The sequence below is a fragment of the Romboutsia lituseburensis DSM 797 genome (assembly GCF_900103615.1).
In the GTDB taxonomy this organism is placed as follows: Bacteria; Bacillota; Clostridia; order Peptostreptococcales; family Peptostreptococcaceae; genus Romboutsia_F; species Romboutsia_F lituseburensis.
Genome location: NZ_FNGW01000002.1, coordinates 291,179 through 313,359, shown reverse-complemented (window position 1 = coordinate 313,359; position 22,181 = coordinate 291,179). Strand labels below are relative to the sequence as shown.

The window sequence follows — 22,181 nt, the reverse complement described above, 5'->3', positions numbered from 1 at the left end:
AAAGGAGTTTACTATACTAAAGTATAATTTTATATATAACGTAAGTACTTTATAGATTTAAAAGTTATTTTAGTTTTTAAGTAACAGGCAAAGCCGCTACATCCATAAGCGAAGAGAGTTTTTTATTTAAAGATAAATACTTGGAAAATTTAAATTAAGAGCACTTAAAGTAGGTGATATTTTATGAATTATGAAGTTATTGAAACATACATAAATGATTTTAGACAAAAAGATGAGTATAATATTACACTAAGTTATATTAAAGAAATTCAAAAAAAGATAAATACATTTATTGAAAATTTAAATGAAAATAATTTTTATGATTACTCTAAAAGTTATTTTTTATTATTTTTAACAAACCAGTATAAACAAAATAAAAAACAAATTTTTACAAATTTAAAAAAAGCAATAAAGTTTTTGGAAAGAAGTCATACGGAGGATGAAATTTACGAAGCTATTTTATATGGGTATTTATCCAATTATTATATAAAATATGAAAATCAAATGGAAAGTGAAAAGATGTTTAAAATAGCTCGAGAAAAATTAATAAAACAACAAAATAAGGAAGAATTAATACAGTTTTATATAAGACATATTAATATTTTAATGATAAGTAGATATGATATAAGTAAAATTAATTCACTTATAGAAGAACTTCATTTACTTATAAAAAATAATACAAGTAAAAATATAGCTAAGTATTACTTAGATTTAGGTATAATATATTTAAATGCGCTTCAAAATACGGTAGTTGCAATATTTTACTTATCACAATCATTTGATTTGGCTAAAAAAACATGCCAAATTGAACTAGAAATAAAAGCACGTATATTCTTAGCAGCTAGTTATTATTCATTAGGAAATGAATCTGAATCTATAAATTATCTAGAAATCATATTGAAAAATGAAAAATATCAAAATATAAATCCAGTATATAAAGCGATAATTATAAATAATTTAATAACTTATTTTATAAAAAAAGAAGATTTCAAAAGTGCCAAAAACTATTTGATAAAATTTGATGAAAATATAAATGAAGTTAATAAAGATCTTAGTGAACAAGTTAAAATGATAGGATATATTTGTAAAGCTAAATATTATAGTATATCCAATGAAAATGTAGATCAAGGGGTTAAATATATAAATAAAAGCAAAAATTTATATGAGAAAAATAAATATAAATCATTATTTCAAGATATAGATATATTGATTGATAAAATAGAAGGAAATTTATATTATAAAATAGGAAAATATGATATAGCATGTAATTTACATAAAAGAGGGTTTAATAAAAGTATAAAAAGAAGCAAAAACAGATCAGTTATAGAGTTTCATAAGCTATTATCTAAAGACTATGAAAAATTGCAAGATTACCCAAAATCTATAAAACATTTAAAATTATATATGGAGTTAAAAGAGAACTGGTTAGATAAGCAAAGTCAAAAGTATACAGAAATTCTACTTAAAGAGAATGATATATTAAATAAAAAAAACAAGATATCGGAACTAACAGAATTAAAAAATGAATTAATAGACAAAAGAAACACCGATGTACTTAGTGGATTATTAAATAGAAGATTTTTAAATGAACATTTAGAATGTGAAGATGCTAAATTAGACATAAAATCTGGGGATTTATATGCATTTATGATAGATATAGATTTTTTCAAAAAATATAATGATAGATATGGTCATATAGAAGGTGACAAGGTAATAGATAAAATTGGAAAAATAATCAAAAATACTTGTATAAAGGACAATAATATAGCTATAAGGTATGGAGGAGAAGAATTTTTAATATTACTAAAAAACATAGATTATGAAGAGTGCATTAAAACTGCCAAATCCCTATTACAACAAGTTAATGAATTAAATATAAAACATGAAGATTCTCCTTTTAATACAACTGTAAGTATAAGTATAGGTATCGCTTCAAATGAGGACTGTAAAGATTATTACAATCTTATAAATAATGCAGATAAGGCATTATATATATCTAAAAGTGAAGGAGGAAACAAATACAGCTATTTTTTAAATTAGCATATAAACCTCAATTTTATTAAGGGGGAAAAAATGGATTTTAACATAGAAAAAGTTATATATGATATAGAAGTAAGAAGGACCTGTTTATCAAAGATAGATAACTTAACTCAATTTATAGAAAAACTTAAAGAGGATAATTTAAAAGAAAATTTAGATATTTTAAAAATGTATTATGTAAATGCAATAGAGAGAGAGTTAAAGTCTGATTTAGATGAAAGTTTAGAATATACAAATAGATGTTTAAATATATCTAATAAAATAAATAATAATTTGTGGAGAGGTAAATGTTATTGTAAATTAGCATGTATTTATTTAAATAAAAGTGAATATAAAATTTCTAGACGCTACTTTATTAAAGGGGTAAATATTTTAAAAAAAGAAAATAAAAAAGAATTAATATTAGTTTATATTCAGAGGTTGATAGCTTTAAGATGGAAGCGATGTCACAGAGGCATCTTAAATAAATATATAGAAAAAATTAGATTTTTAATGGAATCTTGCAATGGTAAGGAATGTGGATATTACTATCTATCTATTGGAACAACATATGCATATTTTTTACAAGATGAAATCAAAGCTATGAAGTATTTTATTAAGAGCATGAGAATTGGAGAAAAGTATGATGAATTGGAAATTACAGGATTAGTTTTATACTATTTTGCTAGTATTTACTTAGAGTGTATACATAATCCAAATGAAGCTATAAGGAATTTAGAAGAGTTAGTTTATAGTTCAAAGTATGATAATCTTAATATGGAATTAAAATATTATTCTATAATATCATTAATAGAATCATACCTTGAAGTGAATAAATTACATAAAGCTTATTATTGCATAGAAGTTATGGATGAATATATTAAAAATATCAACAATGAATTAGATGAAAGTACGAGTATAATGTTAATTTATTTAAAAGCTAAGTTTTTTTGTAAAAATAATAAAAATTTAAAACAAGGTATTAGTTTTGCATTAGATGCTTTAGATAAATATGAAAGATTTAAATATAACTTCAAATATACACATTTTGATTGTAATATTAATATGCTAATAGGTGATTTTTATTTTAAATTAGGTATATATGATAGTAGTATAAAATATTATAAAAAATCTCTAGAATATAGCCGTAAGTGGGGCAAATTCTATGAAAAAAAAGTATATTCACGTTTAGGTAAAGTATATGAAAGAATAGAAGATTATAAAAATTCTTTGGAGAGCTATAGGATTTGTGAATCTATATTTGATTATATTCAAAAAAAGCAAAGTTTTATAAAATATGAAAAAATGCAAAAAGAATTTGAGAAAATATACAATGAAGAAAAAATAAAAAATTTAAATATATATAATAAGGCTATAAAAGAGGAATCTTATAAAGATCCTTTAACAAAAGTTTTTAACAGAACATATTTAGAAGAATATATTTCAAAATCTTGTAATATTAAAAATATGTGTTCAATAATGATAGATATAGATTACTTTAAAACTTATAATGATAATTATGGTCATTTAAAAGGAGATAAAGTACTAATAAATGTAGCACAAATAATAAAAAATAGCTGCAATGAATTAACTGATATAGTAATAAGGTATGGAGGAGAAGAATTTTTAGTATTATCATGCAATGAAGATAAAGCTTATTTTGAAAAATTACCTTTAAAAATAAAAAATAATATAAATAGTTTAAATATATTACATGAACACTCTTTAATAAGTGATAGAGTTACAGTAAGTATTGGAGTAGCAAAATCAAATATATACAATAACTGTGATTGCATAAATTTAATAAAGCAAGCAGATAGAGCTTTATATATAGCTAAAGAGCAAGGGCGCAATAGGATAATTCAATATAATGCTAAAAAAACTCTTAAAGTAAAATTATAATTTTACTTTAAGAGTTTTTTTAGTGTGCATAAATAAAATATAAATCATTCAATAATGAACTAATAAACATTAAATGTTATAAAAATAACATTTAATGTATTCTTTTGTTTTTTTTTATATAAAAAATGTGTTTAATTGAATTAATGTGTTGCACTAAATGGTTGAATGTGATATTCTATAAAAAGTAAAATTAATAATAAAATAAAAACAGATAAATAGATTTAAATAAATTAAGCATTTTAGACGTTACAGTAGGAGGAAAGCTATGAAGAGAATATGTGTTATAGGTAGTTTAAATATGGACTTAGTAGTAAAAGTAGATAATATGCCTAAAGCAGGACAAACTTTAATAGGAAGCAATTTTAAAGAAGTACCAGGTGGAAAAGGTGCCAATCAAGCAGTTGCCATGGCAAGATTAAACGGGAATGTGTCAATGATAGGAAAAGTTGGTAATGATGGATTTGGACAAACTTTAATAAATGCACTTAAAAATGATAAAGTATGCACAAATTACATAAATGTTGAAAATGGACCAACAGGAGTAGCACTTATAACAGTAGACAAGAATGCTGAAAACTGTATAGTAGTAGCTCCAGGAGCAAATTTTAAATTAACACCAAATGATATAGATGAAAATATTGAGGCAATAAAAAATAGTGATATAGTAGTTGTTCAATTAGAAACACCACTTGACACTATAAAGTATACGCTAAAAAAAGCAAAAGAACTTGGAAAATATACAATATTAAATCCAGCACCAGCAGTAGTTTTAGAAGATGAGTTAATAGAAAATGTTGATTTATTAACACCAAATGAAACAGAGCTTGAAATAATAAGTGGTGTACAAATAAATTGTGAAGAGGATATACAATTAGCTGCTAAAAAAATGATACAAAAAGGTGTAAAAGAACTTATAGTAACATTAGGTTCAAAAGGAAGCTTATATATAAATAAAGAAAAAAGTATGTTTAAAAAAGCATATAAAGTAGAAGCGATAGACACGACAGCAGCAGGAGATAGTTATACAGGAGCATTATCAGTAGCATTTGCAAATAATAAAAATATAGAAGAAGCTATGGACTTTGCATCAAAAGTAGGAGCACTTTCAGTAATGAAAGAAGGAGCACAAAGTTCATTACCTACATTAAAAGACGTAGAAAACTTCAGGGGGTAGTTAAATGAAAGCACCTATTTTAAAAATGACAAATATAGTTAAAGAGTTCCCAGGAGTAAAAGCTTTAGATGGTGTAAACCTAGAACTATATGAAGGAACTGTAATGGCTCTTATGGGAGAAAATGGAGCTGGTAAATCTACACTTATGAAAATATTAAGTGGGGTTTATAAAAAAGATGGTGGAAAAATCTTTTATAAAGGAATAGAAGAAGATATAAAAGGGCCCAAAGATGCTACTGAAAAAGGTATAGCAATAATACATCAAGAGCTTAACTTATTACCTGATTTAAGTATTGGTGAAAATATATTTTTAGGTAGAGAACCTAAAAAAGGATTTAGAATAGATTTTACTAAACTTCATGAAGAATCAGACAAATTATTAAATAAGTTAAACGTAAATACAAGTTCAAAAGAATTAGTTAAAAGTTTAAGTATAGGTCAACAACAAATGATAGAAATAGCAAAAGCTTTATCATTAGATGCAAAAATAATAATAATGGATGAGCCAACAGATGCTTTAACGGACAAAGAAACTGAAAGCTTATTTAAAGTAATAAATGAATTAAAAGAAGAAGGTAAATCTATAGTTTATATATCACATAGACTAAAAGAAATATTTGAAATATGTGACTCTATAACTGTACTTAGAGATGGTAAATATGTTGGGAAAGAAAAAATAGAAAATTTAGATGAAGATAAAATGATAGAAATGATGGTAGGTAGAAAGCTTACAGACCAATTCCCAAGATTAGATGTAAAAATGGGAGAAAATATTTTAAAAGTAGAAAATCTAAATAATGAATATGTAAAAGATATAAACTTTGAGGTAAAGGCTGGAGAGATTTTAGGTATATCAGGGCTTATGGGAGCAGGAAGAACGGAACTTGCTAAAACAATATATGGACATATAAGAAAAACTAGTGGAAATATAATTGTAAAAGGAAAGAAAGTAGAAGCAAAAAGCTGTAAAGATGGATTAAAGCATAGAATTGCATACGTTAGTGAAGATAGAAAAGGTGATGGACTAATACTTGATTTATCAGTAAAGGAAAATATGACAATATCATCACTAGATAGAATATCATCTTTATTTAAAATAAATAAAAAGCAAGAAGATGAAAGAGTTAAAAGTTATATAGAAAGAATAAGAATAAAAACTCCAAGTCAAGATCAATTAATAAGAAACTTAAGTGGTGGAAATCAACAAAAAATAGCAATAGCAAAAGCACTTATGACACACCCTGACGTACTTATACTTGATGAACCTACAAGAGGAGTAGACGTTGGAGCTAAAAAAGAAATATATGACTTAATAAATGAATTTAAATCACAAGGAAAAGCAGTAATAATGATATCTTCAGAAATGCCAGAAATATTAGGTTTAAGTGATAGAATTTTAGTTTTAAGCCATGGAATGATAACAGGTGAATTTGACATAAAAGATGCAACACAAGAGGCTATATTAAAATGTGCAGTAGAAACTAAGGAGGCAATATAATTATGCAATCAAACTGTATACAAGATACGAAAAGCAAAAACCTAGATATAAAGGAATTATTAGTAAAATATAAAAGTTTAGTAGGACTAGTATTGTTAGTAGCAGTAGTATCAATACTAAGCCCATCATTTTTAAGTAGTAAAAATATATTTAATATATTAAGACAAACATCAATAAATGCAATAATAGCAGCTGGTATGACGTTTGTAATATTAACAGGTGGAATAGACCTTTCAGTAGGTTCAATACTTGCAATAAGTGGGGCAGTATGTGCAAGTTTATTAGCATCAGGACAAAGTATAGCAATTGGAGTTTTAGCTTCTATTATAATAGGAGCAGGAGTAGGTTTCTTAAATGGATTTATAATATCTAAAGGAAAGTTGCAACCATTTATAGCAACACTTGCTACAATGACAGTTTTAAGAGGTTTAACATTAGTATTTACAGATGGAAAGCCAATAACACTTGGAAGCTCTGACCTTGCAATAAACTTTGGGAAAATAGGTGGAGGAGAAATATTATCTATACCAACACCTGCAATAATAATGATATTAGTATTTGCTGTATGTGCATATATACTAAAAAATACTAAAATGGGTAGATATACATATGCTCTAGGGTCAAATGAAGAAGCAACAAAGTTATCAGGACTTAGCACTGATAAAATAAAAATATGGGTATACACAATAAGTGGAGTATTATCAGCAATAGCAGGTATAATAATAACTTCAAGATTATACTCAGCACAACCAACAGCAGGAACAGGATATGAACTAGATGCAATAGCAGCAGTTGTACTTGGGGGAACTAGCTTAACTGGTGGTAAGGGTAAAATAGGTGGAACAATAATAGGTGCATTAATAATAGGTGTATTAAGTAATGCTCTTAATATATTAGACGTATCATCATATTATCAAATGATGGTAAAAGGTGTGGTTATACTAATAGCTGTACTACTTGACAGAAAAAGTAATTAGGAGGAAATAAAAATGAAAAAATTTCTTTCTATTATAATAACGATAATATTATCATCATCATTACTTGTAGGATGTACTACAAAAGATAGTGGTGCAAAAAAAATAGGACTTATAGTATCAACACTAAATAATCCATTTTTCGTAGACTTAAAAACTGGAGTTGAAAACAAAGCAAAAGAATTAGGATATGAAGTAGTAGTACTTGATTCTCAAAATGACCCAGCAAAAGAAGTATCAAATATGGAAGATATAAGTGTTAAAAATGTAGATATAGTACTTTTAAATCCTGTTGATTCAGATTCAGCAATAGCATCAGTAATGATAGCAAACAATAATGATTTACCAGTAATAACAGTAGATAGAGCTGCGAATGGTGGAAAAGTTTTATCACACGTTGCATCAGACAATATAGCAGGTGGTAAAATGGCAGCAGACTTTTTAATGGATAAGTTAAACAAAAAAGGAAATATAGTAGAACTTGAAGGTATAGCAGGTTCTTCAGCTACTAGAGATAGAGGAGCTGGATTTGAAAAGGGTATTAAAAAAAGTGAATTTGAATTAGTAGCAAAGCAAAGTGCAGACTTTGATAGAACTAAGGGACTTTCAGTAATGGAAAATATAATACAATCAAAAGATAATATAGATGCAGTATTTGCTCAAAATGATGAAATGGCTTTAGGCGCTCAGAAAGCATTAGAAGCTGCAAATATGAAAAATGTATTAGTTGTTGGATTTGATGCAACTGAAGATGCTGTTGAATCAGTTAAAAAAGGAAAAATGGCAGCTACTGTAGCACAACAACCAATATTAATAGGTGAAACGGCTGTAGATGCAGTTCATAATGTATTAATTGGAAAAGATATAGATAATTATATACCAGTAGAATTAAAGTTAATAACTAAGTAAAGTTTAATTATTTGATAAAAAGGTATCCATATATTTGGATACTTTTTTTATGCAAAATTTTAAAGTAATTTAATTGAAATTAAATTTACATAAATTGACATAAGGGTCAAAATTAAGATAAAATTAAAATAAAAATATGAGGGAGGAAATCAATTGAAAAAAATAGTCAACAAAAGGGCTACACAAGTAGCAGCTTTAAGTATTTTATCCTCATTGCCTATCTTATCTAAAGTAGATATAGTAAATGCTAATAGCAATATAGAATTAGAATTTGAATCTATAGCGGATAAATATGATGCAAATGATATAATAGTCGAAAATGGCGTATCTATTAAAAAAGGTGAAACTCTAGATTTATCTCAATATTCTGGTTGGGAAATGTCTAATAATGAAACTGTAGAGATAGATGAAAATGGAATAGTATATCCTATAAAAGAAGGAACTGTATTTTTAAGCAATAAAATAGATAATAAAATACATATACTAGAGGTTTATGTATCTGGTGATAAGACAATAATGTATGCTAATCAAAGAGCAAATTCTGTAAATAGAGATTTTTATAAAGTATTTGTAGATCCAGGACATGGGGGAAGTGATAATGGAGCCAGTGGATTTGGAAAATTTGAAGATGAATTAAGTTTGCAAATAGCTAAAAGTGTAGAGCTAAAATTAAAACAAAAGGGTATTCAAGTAAAAATGAGTAGAACTTCTGATGTATTTATACCTTTAGGAGAGAGAGCTCAGATGGCAAATGCTTATGGAGCAGATGCTTTTATTTCTATACATCTAAATTCTTCAAGTAACGAATCGTCAAATGGGATTGAAACATATCATCATACGCAAAAAACAAGCCATAGGCCTTATTCTACGGGGATACATAATAATGCAATAAAGTCTACTCAGGGAAGAGACAGGGGAGTTAAGTCAGCTAACTTTGTAGTTTTAAGAGAAACTAATATGGTATCTTCTTTATTTGAAACAGGATTTATATCAAATGCTCAAGAAAATAATAAATTATCAGATCCCGTATATCAAGATAAGTTAGCAGTATCAATAGCTAATGGAATAGAAAGTTACCTAAAGGAAAATGTAAAGCTAAACCCAGGTAGTCAAATACCAGAAGAAAAGCCTCCTATAAATAGTAATGTAAAGTATGGTATAGTAACAGCAACAAATCTTAATGTAAGGAGTGGGTATGGTACTAGTTACTCAGTTATAGGATCTTTATCAAAAGGAAGTAAAGTTGAGATAGTAGAATCTAAAAATGGATGGTATAAAATTAAGTATGGAAGTAGATATGGATTTATATCATCGTCTTATATAAAAAATTCCGATGGAAGTGATGATATAACAAACTCGGGAGAAAAACCTTCTATAAGTAACTCTAAAAATGGAGTTGTAACAGCAACAAGTTTAAATATAAGAAGTGGATATGGGTCAAGTTATTCAAAAATAGGATCATTAACAAAGGGGAGTAAAGTTGAGATATTAGAAAGCAAAAATGGATGGCATAAAATTAAGTATGGAAATAGATATGGATATGTGTCTGGAGAATATATATCAACAAGTAATACAAATCAACCGCAAATAACACCTCCAAGTAGCAATGGTTCAAAAAGTGGAGTTGTGACAGCAACGAGTCTAAATGTAAGAAGCGGATATAGTTCAAGCTATTCAAAAATAGGATCATTAACAAAGGGAAATAAGATAGAGATATTAGAAAGTAAAAATGGATGGTATAAAATTAAGTATAAAAATGGATATGGATATGTATCTGGAGAATATATAAAAATATAAATAAAAGGCTACTTACTAAAGTAGCCTTATTTATATTTTATTTTTCTTGAAATTAACAATGTAACTTGCATCATAGTAAACAAAAGAGAAGATCTTTTTCTATATGCTAAATACTTAGGTTCCCATGTTGTAGCATACTTTTCTTTAAATGATCTAAGGCCTTGAAAAGAATAAAAATGTTGACCATGACTATAAACTTGAGATGCTATTTTTTCACTTAAAAAAGAATATTTTGAGGTTCCAACGTTAGATAGAGGGGCCATGCCTATATTAAAAAACTTAAATTTATTTTTACTTCCATAGTTTATTAGATTTACAAACATAAAATCCATAATACCTCTGCAGGCATTTTTAGAAAATCTCATTAAGTCTATAGAAAAGCTATCATTGTCATACATTGGCATTATATTAGAAAATCCCATTATATTATAATTCGCATCTTGAACTACACATATCGGTGACTTAGAAAGGTAATATTCATCAAAAAATCCTAGGGAAAATCCTTTTTCATCTTTGCCATCTAGCCAATTATCTGATACAGACTTTAGTTCATTTAAAAAGCTAGAAGTAAATGGTGGTTTTATAACTTCAAACATATAACCTTCTTTTTCTACTTTATTAATAGAAGTTCTGATACCCTTCATTCTTTTACCTGTTAGGCTGAATGAATCAATAGAAATCTTAGCCTCTTCGCCTAATTTTAAAAAGTCATATCCAAACTCATGTAAAAATGATAATGTATTTTTATCTACTTGATAAAAAACAGGAGTGTATCCGTACTTATTATAATAATCATAAAATTCTTCAATAGCAGATTGAATACTGTATTTATTGCCTATAGGACCTCCTAAAACAACTAACTTATCTGAATATACACTAAATTGAAATAGAACATCTTTATTCTTATTAAAATAAAGCATTTTATCCTTTAGATATATTAAATGAGTTAGTGGGCTTCCTTCATATATAGATAAAAAATTGTCTAGCTCATTTTCACATTTATCAAGTGTTAAATGAGGAGGGATTTTATTTTTATTTTTTTTATAAATTAGAAGTAAAAATGCTAATGCAATAATAAAACCTATAAAACTACTTATTATTAAATGTTTGTAATTTGTGTAAACTAGATTTTCTAAAAAGCTTGGTAGAATTAATTGACTAGAAGGCGCATTTATGTATCCTATAAATGCATAAATTATAAATATGAAAAATAATATGATAAAATCTTGTAAAATTCTCCCCCATGTCATGATAAATTTCTCCCTATAGAAGCTTTTTTTACTAATAAACAGTATAAATCCTACAATTGCTAAATACAGAGCTTCTTCGTAGTCGAGTCCTTTTGCAAATGTAAATATAGAACCACAAATGAGTAATAATAAAGTAAGCTTATATACATCTTTAGATTTATAATGAATTATCCTTGAGAGTGAAATAAGTAAAAAACCAATTATTACAGAAATCATATGAGAAAGATTAATTATATAATAATTAGCAATGTGACTTATAAGTTTTAGTCTATAAATTACAGAAGGCAAAGCTGCTGAAATTAGCAATACAATACCTGTTGAAAAAATTAAAAACATAAGTATAAAATTTGCAGAAGAAGATAGTATAAGCGAAGGAACACCATTAAACTTTGAATTTAAATTTTTCCAATTATCGTATAGATAAGTTATAAGCCCTAATATTAAAGGGATTATATAATAACTTAATCTATAAAGAATCAAAGCAATTACACCTAATTCTTTACTAACTCCTAATATCTCTAAATTTAATAAAAATGTTAAATCAAAACTTCCAAAACCACCAGGAATCATACTTACAATACCTATAGATACTGAAAGTATAAAAATAGGAAAATAATCTTTAAAGCTAATTGAGATATTGATTAATCTAGCAATAAAATACAAAAGTAATGTTGCTAAAATCCATTCTAGACACGATATAAGGATTATTTTAATCCATTTAGATATATTTTTAGGATTACTATGTTTAAATTGATTAAAAACTAAATAAACACATAATCCAATAATATAAGATGATAGTAATAATACTGTTAAAGTCGGAATTAAAGGTTTATTAATGTTATTAAGAAATAAAAACTTAAAATTAAATATTACGTGAAACAAGCAAAGTAGCGATAATCCAGAGATATTAAAAAATAAAATTTGACTAATGTGAGTTAGGAATGTTTTTTTATCTAAGTAATAATTTTTATAAAAGTGTAGCTTAAGTCCTATTGATGTAGAACCAGCAAAACCTATTATATTAGAGATAGAAGCGCAAATCCATGAATATTTTAGGATATATTTGTTTGTTATATTACTTTTTAGCACTGGTTTTAATGTGAAATCATATAAGCACATAGGTAAAAAAGCTAGAATACCTGAGAATATAATTATTAGATATTTTAACACGGAAATATTAGAAAGATAGTAAAAAATAGAATTGCTATTTACATCAAATATGAACTTTTTTAGCTCAATAAACAAAAAAAACAATATAAAAAATATAAATAAAATTTTAAAACTTTTTTTTAACCTCTCTTTAAGCTGTAGAGCCATTTTCGTGGAACCCCCTTATGCAATAAAAATTTCAAAAATGTAACTATTTTGTAATAAATATGAAAAAAATAGTTTACAAATTGGTAACAAATGTATAATATATAAATATAGCAAGTTACAAATTGGTAACAAGCGATTACAAAATAGTAACAAAGTTTATTAAAATTTAGAAAATGAGGTGCTTTTATGATAAAGAAAACTATGGTACTAGGTGCTTTGCTAAGTACAGTTATATTTACACTAGGAGCAACAGAAACATTCGCAGATAGTACAGCAGTAGCAACTACTAATTTAAATGTAAGAAGTGGACCATCTACTAAATATAAAGTTGTAGGGTCATTAAGTAAAAATAAATCAGTAACAGTATTAAGTAGTAGTCAAGGATGGAGTAAAGTTAGACTTCCTAACAACAAAGAGGGTTGGGCAAGTAGTAAATATATAAAGATGGACCAATCAAACAATAATTCAAGTAATACTAATAATAGTAGTAACAATGCATCAGCAAGTCAAGGCAAAAAGAAAATGACTGTTGTAGCAACAGCATATACAGGATATAGTACAACATCGACAGGACAAAAACCTGTTTGGGGAACGATAGCCGTAGACCCTAGGGTAATACCTTATGGAACTAAGGTTTATATACCTCAATTTGATCAAGTATTTGTAGCTAATAACTGTGGCGGGGCTATAAAGGGAAATAAAATAGATATATTTATGAACACTAAAAAAGAATGTTCTAACTGGGGAAGAAGAACAATAGATATAGAAATACTAGGAAAATAATAACTAAGTAAAAATAGTATAGTATTTAAATAAAGATGAATTTCAAGTTAACAAACTTTTAATATAGATTAATAAAATTAAAATGTTAATGCAATATACATAAAGTTAGATTGTATTAATTAAAAAAATAGATTTACAATCAGGAGGGCTATATGCCCTCCTTTTAATTATTAACAAATACAAAAAAAATATACAAAATATTATATAAATAAGTTATTTGTTACCTATAAGCTATTATGATATTATATATAGACATGTATTAAAAATTTAAGTCTAAACTTTGATAAAGATATTAAGGATATAATATATTACTTAAAGAAGGAAAGGTATGTTTATGAATTTTAAAGAATTAGGAATTAGTGAAAATATATTAAATGTATTAAATAAGAAAGGTATTAAAACACCAACACCAGTACAAATAGAAAGTATACCAATTATAACTACAGGTAGTGATCTTATATCACAGGCGCAAACAGGAACAGGAAAAACTTTAGCATTTTTACTACCTATATTTGAGAAAATAGATACATCTAAAAACTGCATACAATCATTAATTATAACGCCAACAAGAGAATTAGCTATCCAGATAACACAAGAAGCGGAAAGACTACAAGAAGGTAAAGATTTAGGGATTTTATCTGCATATGGTGGAAAAGATATTTCGTCTCAGATTAAAAAATTAAAAAAAGATATACACTTAGTGATAGCAACTCCAGGTAGACTTATAGATCATTTGATGAGAAAAAGCATAGATTTATCTAAGGTAAGTACAATAGTATTAGATGAAGCAGATGAAATGCTTTTTATGGGATTTAAAAATGATATAGAATCTATAATGAAGTTTATACCTAAAAAAAGACAGATGTTGTGTTTTTCAGCAACTATGGATTCTGCGGTTAAGAAGTTAGCTTATAGATATATGAAAGACCCGTCAGTAGTTTCTATAAAAAGTGAAGAGGTTACATTAGAAAATATAATTCAAGAAGTAGTTGAGACTACAGATAGAAATAAACAAGATGATTTATGTAAAGTACTAGAAGAAGATAATGCATTTATGGCTATAATTTTCTGTAGAACAAAAGCTAGAGTTGATAAGCTAGATGAAAACCTTCATCAAAGAGGATTTAATTGTGCGAAGATTCATAGTGATATACAACAGTCTAAGCGAGAAAGAATAATGAAGTCATTTAGAAATGCAGAAATTCAATATTTAATAGCAACTGATGTTGCAGCACGTGGAATTGATGTTACAGGTGTAACTCATGTATATAATTATGATATACCTGAGACTGTAGAGTCATATATTCATAGAATCGGAAGGTGCGGAAGATCAGGAGAAAATGGATATACATGTTTATTCGTAGATCCTAAAAATGAAAAAATGTTAACTGAAATCGAAAATAATATAAAATTAACTATAAAAAGAAGAACAATATAGGTTTTAATTGTATATAATATAGTTATCATTTAAAATTTATTCAACAAATGTAAATAAAAAAGAGTATTAAAAATATGCTCTTGAAGGAGGAATATCTACTTAGATGGACAGGTTTTTGTGTACTTTGCTATTTTTAGCAATGGGTATTTGTATGATTTCTTTTGATATATTTTACAAATCACATCAAATGATATTTGTTGTATTATCTGTTATAGGAATTGTATTTAGTGCCATAATGTTATTACTTAATAACAAGAAGTATCTAAGCAGTAAGTTCAAAAAATAAAACTTAATAAAATCAATTAAGGCCATGTTAAAAACATGGCTTTTTTTATGTATTAATAAAATAATGATTACATTATAATAGAGACTTTTAAACAAGTAAATTATTTTGATTTAAAAAATAGAAAATAAAATGATTTAGAAAATTATTACTGATATATTATAGATACAAAAAGGAAAAAACTAAATATGTACTTATTAATCAAAAAAACTTATAAAACCAAGAAGGTGAATGAAATTGAAACATGGAGCAAAAAGACTACTTGTATTAACACTTATTATTGCATTTTTAACTCCAAACCTTACATACGCTAAGGAGCAAAAAGGCGTAGATAAGTTTTCTAAGTCATCTATACTTATAGATCAAGATACTGGTAGAGTACTTTATGAAAAAGACCCTGATGCAAAAAGACCATTAGCGAGTCTAAGTAAAATGATGACATTTCTACTTGCAATAGAAGCTATAGAAAAAGGTGAAGTAAAAGAAAATGATATAATAACTATAGATAAGAGTATAGCAAGTGTAAGGGGTTCAAGTTATCATTTAAAAGAAGGTGAAAAAGTTCCACTAATAGAGCTTATGAAAGGTCTTATGATTGTATCTGGAAATGATGCTGCAGTTGCAATAGCGAGACATATAGGTAAAGATGAAAAAACATTTGTCCAAAAAATGAATGCTAAGTGTAAAGAAATTGGAATGGTGAATACTTATTTTGTAAATCCTAATGGACTTCCTATATATGATTTACAAAATCCATCTAAGCCACCTAAAGAAAATATATCTACAGCAAGAGATATTGCTAAATTAGGTAAATATATGTTTGACAATTATGAAAAACGAGTTGTAGCTATAACTAATATGGAGACATACTCTAACCCTCAAAGAGGTTTTTGTAAAAATAATACAAACTCAGCATTAATGGGTATATTACCTGAAGTAGATGGTATAAAAACTGGATATACAGGTAATGCGGGGTATTGCTTATCATTTTCTATGTTGGTAAAAGAAGATAAAAATAATGAAAAGCAACATAGACTTATAGGTGTAACTTTAGGGGCTAATCATAAAAATAAGAGACTTTCAGCAGCTTTAGGAATGTTGAAATATGGAAAAGAAAACTTTAGTACGAAAAAAGTAATGGAACAGGACAGATTAATAGGTAAGAAGTATATTAAAGGTATAGAAGAACTCGAAGTTAAATTAATAGCAGATAAAGAGCTATATGCTATATTAGGAAAAGAAGAAAATTTAAATTCTCAAATTACATTTAAAGAGATAAACTACCCTGTAAAAAAAGGAGATATACTTGGAGTAATAAAATATTACACTAATACAGGTGAAATTTTAGGAAGTGTAAATATAGTAAGTGCAAATGATGTTAATAGTGCATCTTTTAAAACTAAAATAAAAATGATATTTGCTGATTAATGAATGGAAAATATGTATATAATTTAGATAAAAAGCATTAAAATAAAACAAAGAAAAAATCTTGTAATTTTAAAAAGCCTATGATATACTACTAGAGGTGAAAATAATAAAACTATAAATCACACACGACAATGGGATCCTAAGAAGGTGCCTAAGAGGTTTTTTTGGGAGATGATCATGTCGGAGGTATAAAACCAAGGAGGAAAAACAATGTCAGTAATATCAATGAAACAATTATTAGAAGCTGGTGTTCACTTCGGACATCAAACAAGAAGATGGAACCCTAAGATGAGCCAATATATATTCACAGAAAGAAATGGAATATATATAATAGACTTACAAAAAACAGTTAAGAAAGCTGAAGAAGCTTACAAAGCTATGAAAGAAGTAGCTGAAACTGGAAAGCCAGTTTTATTCGTAGGAACTAAGAAGCAAGCTCAAGAAGCTATAAAAGAAGAAGCTGAAAGATGTGGAATGTTCTACGTTAACGAAAGATGGTTAGGTGGAATGTTAACAAACCACAAAACTATACAAACAAGAATAAACAAATTAAGAGAATTAGAGAAAATGGAAAACGAAGGTGTATTCAACGTTTTACCTAAAAAAGAAGTTATAAAATTAAGAGCTGAAAAAGAAAAATTAGAAAAATACTTAAACGGTATGAAGGATATGCCTGAATTACCAGGAGCTATGTTCGTAGTTGACCCAAGAAAAGAAAACATAGCTATACAAGAAGCTCATAGATTAGGAATCCCAGTATTCGGTATAGTTGATACTAACTGTGATCCAGAAGAATTAGACTTTGCTATACCAGGAAATGACGATGCTATAAGAGCTGTTAAATTAATAACTGCTGCTATGGCTAACGCTATAATAGAAGGTAGACAAGGTGCTGAAGAAGAAGTAGAAGCTGACGAAGAACAACAAGCTTAATCTTTAAAAGATAAACTAAAATAACAACTGAATGGTAAGGGTCTAAGCCCTTACCATTAATAGTATATAGGAGGTAACCCAAATGGCTATAACTGCACAAATGGTTAAAGAGTTAAGAGAATCAACAGGCGCTGGAATGATGGACTGTAAAAAAGCTTTACAAGAAGCTGAAGGAAACATGGAAAGAGCTATAGATTTATTAAGAGAAAAAGGATTATCTAAAGCTGCTAAGAAAGCTGATAGAATAGCTGCAGAAGGATTAGTTGCTATAGAAATAAATGCTGATAACACAGTTGCTGCTGTAGTTGAAGTAAACTCAGAAACTGACTTCGTTGCTAAAAACGAAGATTTCAAAGCATTCGTTAAAGATGCTGCTGAAATGGCATTAGCTACTGATAAAACAGAAATAGCTGATTTATTAGCTTCAACTCATAAAGAAGGAATAGCTTTATCTGATGTATTAAACAACAGAATAGCTACAATAGGAGAAAAGTTAGACGTAAGAAGATTTGCTAAAATATCTACTGACGGACAAGTTGCTGGATACATCCACGGTGGAGGTAAGATAGGTGTTTTAGTTGAAATGAAGACTACTGCTAGAGATGCAGAAGTTATAGCTATGGGAAGAGATATAGCAATGCAAGTTGCTGCTATGAACCCTAAGTATGTTTCAAGAAATGATGTTGATCAAGATTACATAGCTCACGAAACAGAAATATTAACTCAACAAGCTTTAAACGAAGGAAAGCCTGCTAACATAGTTGAGAAGATGATAAAAGGAAGATTAGAAAAGCAATTAAAAGAAGTTTGCTTATTAGAACAACCTTTCGTTAAAAATGGAGATTTAACAATAAAGCAATTAGTAGCTGAAACTGCTAAAAAAGTTGGAGCTGAAATAGAGCTTGGACAAGTTGTTAGATTCGAAGTTGGAGAAGGTATAGAAAAGAAAGAAGAAAACTTTGCAGAAGAAGTTGCTAAGCAACTTAAGTAATGACCAAAGGAGAACACTTAAGTGTTCTCTTTTTTTTAAAAAAGTAAATATAAAACTAAATATACGGAAAAAATATAAAAGTTACACAAATCGTAATTTTTAACTGAAAGAGGAGGATTTCTTAAATGAGTAAACCAAAATATGAAAGAGTGCTATTAAAACTTAGTGGTGAAGCATTAGCAGGAGAAAAAGGTTTCGGGATCAACAATGCAGTTGTTGATGAAATAGCTGTTGCTATAAAGAAAGTACAAGAGATAGGTGTAGAGGTATCAGTAGTTGTAGGTGGTGGAAACTTCTGGAGAGGAAGAACATCTGAAGGTATGGATAGAACTACAGCTGATTATATCGGAATGCTTGCAACAGTTATGAATGCTATGGCGCTACAAGATGCACTTGAAAATATAGATGTTCAAACTAGAGTTCAAACTGCTATAGAGATGAGACAAATAGCAGAGCCATATATAAGAAGAAAAGCTGTTAGACACTTAGAAAAAGACAGAGTTGTTATATTTGGTGCAGGAACTGGAAATCCATATTTCTCAACAGATACAGCTGCAGCGCTTAGAGCTGCTGAAATGGAGACAGAAGTTATATTACTTGCTAAAAATGTTGATGCGGTATATGACAAAGATCCAAAAGTACATGCTGATGCAGTTAAATTCGATGAATTAAGTTATTTAGAAGTTCTTCAAAGAGAATTAAAAGTAATGGACTCAACTGCCACATCTTTATGTATGGATAATCAAATTCCTATACATGTATTTGAACTTTCTACAGAAAATATAATAAAAGCAGTTATGGGTGAAAAAATAGGAACAATAGTGAAATAGTACTATTAATATGACACTAAAATAAATACCATAGAAATTAGAAATAAGTATTCTAAAAATAGATGAATAATTTTTATGAAAAAAATAAAAAAGTGTGTAAACTATTAATATAATACTAAAGTATTTTTATAAAATATGGTAAAATAGAAATAGATAAAATAATAGGAGGATACATATATGAAATTAGATACTCATAAGCAATTAGAAGCTAAAATGTCTAAGACAATCGAAGCTTTAAAATACGAATACACTACTATAAGAACAGGAAGAGCTAATGCTCAAATGTTAGATAAGATAAGAGTTGACTATTACGGGACTCCAACTCCAATAAACCAAATGGCTGCTATATCAGTTCCAGAACCAAGAACTTTAATGATAAGTGCTTGGGATAAATCTTCTATGGCAGAAATAGAAAAAGCTATAAGAAATTCTGATTTAGGATTAAATCCTTCTAATGACGGAGAAGTTATAAGATTATCTGTACCAGTATTAACAGAAGAAAGAAGAAAAGAGTTAGCTAAGAAAGCTCATAAAAGTGCTGAAGAATTTAAAGTTAGATTAAGAAATGAAAGAAGAGATGCTAACGATGCATTAAAGAAACTAGAAAAAGATGGAGAATTAACTGAAGACGAATTAAAGAAAGCTCAAGACGAAGTTCAAAAGATAACTGATAGATTCATCAAAGAAATAGATGCAGTTGCAGTAGCTAAAGAAAAGGATATAATGGAGGTATAATATTGAATAAATATTATAACCTTTTGGGCCTTCATATAAATAAAGTTGAAGAATTTTTCAAAAATCAAAATATAAAGTACACTATAAAAGCTATAAAAGGTAGAAAAGACCAAGAAAAGTTAACTATTCCTAAGGTCATTAAAATATCAGAAATAGATAATGGTGTAGAAATTTTAATAACATATTTTACTGACTCCTTAAAATAGGAGTCAGATTACTATTTGGAGGCATAAATTATGAATTCATATAATATAGATATTAATAAAGTACCTACACATATAGCTATAATAATGGATGGAAATGGAAGATGGGCAAAAGCTAGATTTCTACCAAGAACAGCTGGACATAAAGCAGGAGTTGAAACTATAAGAAAAGTTTTAATGGAATGTCAGAGATTAGGTGTTAAGCATTTAACGCTATATGCATTTTCCACAGAAAATTGGAAAAGGCCTAAATTAGAAGTAGATACATTAATGAACTTATTATCAACATATTTAAAAAAAGAAGTAAGAGAATTACATAAAAATAATGTTAAGATAACAACTATAGGAGATACTAGTCAACTACCTCAAGCTTGTATAGATGAATTAGAAAGAGCGTATGAGCTTACAAAATTTAATACAGGCGTAAATTTAAATCTGGCACTAAACTATGGTGCAAGATATGATATAAAAAATGCTGTAATAGATATAGTAAAAGACGCAAAATGTGGTAAACTAGATATAAAGGACATAACAGAGGATACTATAACAAATTATTTAAGCACAAAGTCTATACCAGACCCAGAGTTAATTGTAAGAACTAGTGGAGAAGAACGATTAAGTAACTTCTTATTATGGGAGGCTGCATATTCTGAATTTTATTTCACAAATGTACATTGGCCTGATTTTAATGAAAAAGAATTGCAAAAGGCTATATATGATTACCAAAACAGAGACAGAAGGTTTGGTGGACTTAAGTAAGGAGAATAATATATGCTTACAAGAATTATTGCAGCTTTAGCGTTGGTTCCACTGTTTATATTTTTAATAATAGGTGGATTGCCATTATACATAGCAGAAATAGCAATAGTAGCTATTGCTTTACATGAATTTTATAAAGCATTTCAAACAAAAAATATTAACCCTTTATTTAATGTAGGGTATATATTTGCAGGATATTTATTAATAAAAAATATATATGGGTTAGGAATAGAATATTCATATGCAGTAGCATTTGTTTTATTTGTAATTTCAATAACATATTTATTAAGATGTAAAAATAACATACTCGATATATCAGTTACATTTTTAGGAATCTTTTACGTTGCTATATTTTTAGATTATATAGTTTTAACTATTAGAGATTTTGAATTAGGACATTTATATGTATGGATAATATTTATAATATCTTTTGCAACTGATACTTTTGCCTACTTCAGTGGATATTTATTTGGAAAACATAAGTTAATACCTAAAGTAAGTCCTAAAAAAACCGTTGAAGGTTCTATAGGCGGAATATTAGGAAGTATAGTATGTTGTGTAGTGTTTGGATATATATTCAAACTTCAAATAATGCCATTAGTAATTATAGGTCTTATAGGAAGTGTAGTAGCGCAATTTGGAGATTTATTCGCATCATCAATTAAAAGATATGTTGGAATAAAAGACTATGGAAAATTAATACCAGGACATGGTGGTATATTAGATAGATTTGATAGTGTTATATTAGTAGCACCATTTGTATATTATGCAATTATGATTTTTATAAAATAAAGGCTTTTTCGAGAGAGATGCTATCAGTAATTAGCAGTATTAGATAAAATATAATATCATTATAAGTTTAAGTTTTATGTATGATATTATATTTTATTTTTTACTTAATTTACTATACTTCCTAAATCGAAAAAGCCTTTTATAATATGTAAAAATTGGAATAGGA

General features: G+C 27.4%; 19 protein-coding genes. 18 read left to right on the top strand and 1 reads right to left on the bottom strand.

Translation table 11 applies throughout. From position 1 onward, the window contains the following. Window positions 1-183: 183 nt before the first annotated feature. From BLP75_RS04600 to BLP75_RS04570, 7 genes are all read left to right on the top strand, one after another. Window positions 184-2,040 carry a GGDEF domain-containing protein gene (locus tag BLP75_RS04600; protein WP_092724276.1) on the top strand — a complete coding sequence of 619 codons (1,857 nt, stop codon included), beginning with the start codon at window positions 184-186 and terminating at the stop codon, window positions 2,038-2,040. A 33-nt stretch (window positions 2,041-2,073) separates the two neighbouring features. After that, window positions 2,074-3,921, top strand: a complete 1,848-nt coding sequence (locus BLP75_RS04595; RefSeq protein ID WP_092724274.1) for a tetratricopeptide repeat-containing diguanylate cyclase — start codon at window positions 2,074-2,076, stop codon at window positions 3,919-3,921. 265 nt (window positions 3,922-4,186) lie between these two features. Further along, entirely contained in the window at window positions 4,187-5,095 is a 909-nt protein-coding gene (rbsK, locus tag BLP75_RS04590) for a ribokinase (RefSeq protein ID WP_092724272.1), read from the top strand. Between the two features lie 4 nt (window positions 5,096-5,099). Beyond that, window positions 5,100-6,593, top strand: coding sequence for a ribose ABC transporter ATP-binding protein RbsA (gene rbsA, locus BLP75_RS04585; protein ID WP_092724270.1), 1,494 nt, complete (start codon window positions 5,100-5,102; stop codon window positions 6,591-6,593). A 2-nt stretch (window positions 6,594-6,595) separates the two neighbouring features. Beyond that, window positions 6,596-7,570: a ribose ABC transporter permease gene (gene rbsC, locus BLP75_RS04580; protein ID WP_092724268.1), complete on the top strand. Its 975-nt coding sequence runs from the start codon at window positions 6,596-6,598 to the stop codon at window positions 7,568-7,570. Between the two features lie 12 nt (window positions 7,571-7,582). Continuing rightward, window positions 7,583-8,476, top strand: a complete 894-nt coding sequence (rbsB, locus tag BLP75_RS04575) for a ribose ABC transporter substrate-binding protein RbsB (RefSeq protein ID WP_092724266.1) — start codon at window positions 7,583-7,585, stop codon at window positions 8,474-8,476. A 153-nt stretch (window positions 8,477-8,629) separates the two neighbouring features. Further along, on the top strand, window positions 8,630-10,273 hold the full coding sequence (locus BLP75_RS04570; protein ID WP_092724264.1) for an N-acetylmuramoyl-L-alanine amidase: 1,644 nt from the start codon (window positions 8,630-8,632) through the stop codon (window positions 10,271-10,273). A 26-nt stretch (window positions 10,274-10,299) separates the two neighbouring features. Here BLP75_RS04570 and mprF read toward each other — a convergent pair whose 3' ends face one another. Continuing rightward, window positions 10,300-12,840: a bifunctional lysylphosphatidylglycerol flippase/synthetase MprF gene (mprF, locus tag BLP75_RS04565; RefSeq protein WP_092724262.1), complete on the bottom strand. Its 2,541-nt coding sequence runs from the start codon at window positions 12,838-12,840 to the stop codon at window positions 10,300-10,302. A gap of 186 nt (window positions 12,841-13,026) precedes the next feature. Here mprF and BLP75_RS04560 point away from each other — a divergent pair, with 186 nt between their 5' ends. The 11 genes from BLP75_RS04560 to BLP75_RS04510 all read left to right on the top strand — a co-directional run bounded on the left by BLP75_RS04560 (window position 13,027) and on the right by BLP75_RS04510 (window position 22,015). Next, complete coding sequence (locus tag BLP75_RS04560; protein WP_092724260.1) at window positions 13,027-13,623, top strand: 3D domain-containing protein; 597 nt, start codon at window positions 13,027-13,029, stop codon at window positions 13,621-13,623. Between the two features lie 334 nt (window positions 13,624-13,957). Beyond that, a complete protein-coding gene (locus tag BLP75_RS04555) occupies window positions 13,958-15,061 on the top strand; it encodes a DEAD/DEAH box helicase (protein ID WP_092724709.1) in 1,104 nt (367 codons plus the stop codon). Window positions 15,062-15,164: 103 nt separating this feature from the next. Beyond that, window positions 15,165-15,347, top strand: coding sequence for a hypothetical protein (locus BLP75_RS04550; protein ID WP_092724258.1), 183 nt, complete (start codon window positions 15,165-15,167; stop codon window positions 15,345-15,347). 234 nt (window positions 15,348-15,581) lie between these two features. Continuing rightward, window positions 15,582-16,772 (top strand): D-alanyl-D-alanine carboxypeptidase family protein, encoded by a 1,191-nt coding sequence (locus BLP75_RS04545; protein ID WP_330385778.1) that lies wholly within the window; start codon window positions 15,582-15,584, stop codon window positions 16,770-16,772. A gap of 210 nt (window positions 16,773-16,982) precedes the next feature. Beyond that, a complete protein-coding gene (gene rpsB / locus BLP75_RS04540; protein WP_092724254.1) occupies window positions 16,983-17,705 on the top strand; it encodes a 30S ribosomal protein S2 in 723 nt (240 codons plus the stop codon). Window positions 17,706-17,787: 82 nt separating this feature from the next. After that, window positions 17,788-18,696: a translation elongation factor Ts gene (gene tsf / locus BLP75_RS04535; RefSeq protein WP_092724252.1), complete on the top strand. Its 909-nt coding sequence runs from the start codon at window positions 17,788-17,790 to the stop codon at window positions 18,694-18,696. A 125-nt stretch (window positions 18,697-18,821) separates the two neighbouring features. Beyond that, window positions 18,822-19,526, top strand: coding sequence for a UMP kinase (gene pyrH, locus BLP75_RS04530; protein WP_092724250.1), 705 nt, complete (start codon window positions 18,822-18,824; stop codon window positions 19,524-19,526). Between the two features lie 177 nt (window positions 19,527-19,703). After that, complete coding sequence (frr, locus tag BLP75_RS04525) at window positions 19,704-20,261, top strand: ribosome recycling factor (RefSeq protein WP_092724248.1); 558 nt, start codon at window positions 19,704-19,706, stop codon at window positions 20,259-20,261. Between the two features lie 2 nt (window positions 20,262-20,263). Then, on the top strand, window positions 20,264-20,467 hold the full coding sequence (locus BLP75_RS04520) for a hypothetical protein (RefSeq protein WP_092724246.1): 204 nt from the start codon (window positions 20,264-20,266) through the stop codon (window positions 20,465-20,467). Window positions 20,468-20,497: 30 nt separating this feature from the next. Next, on the top strand, window positions 20,498-21,223 hold the full coding sequence (locus BLP75_RS04515) for an isoprenyl transferase (protein WP_092724244.1): 726 nt from the start codon (window positions 20,498-20,500) through the stop codon (window positions 21,221-21,223). Window positions 21,224-21,235: 12 nt separating this feature from the next. After that, a complete protein-coding gene (locus BLP75_RS04510) occupies window positions 21,236-22,015 on the top strand; it encodes a phosphatidate cytidylyltransferase (RefSeq protein ID WP_092724242.1) in 780 nt (259 codons plus the stop codon). Window positions 22,016-22,181 lie beyond the last annotated feature (166 nt).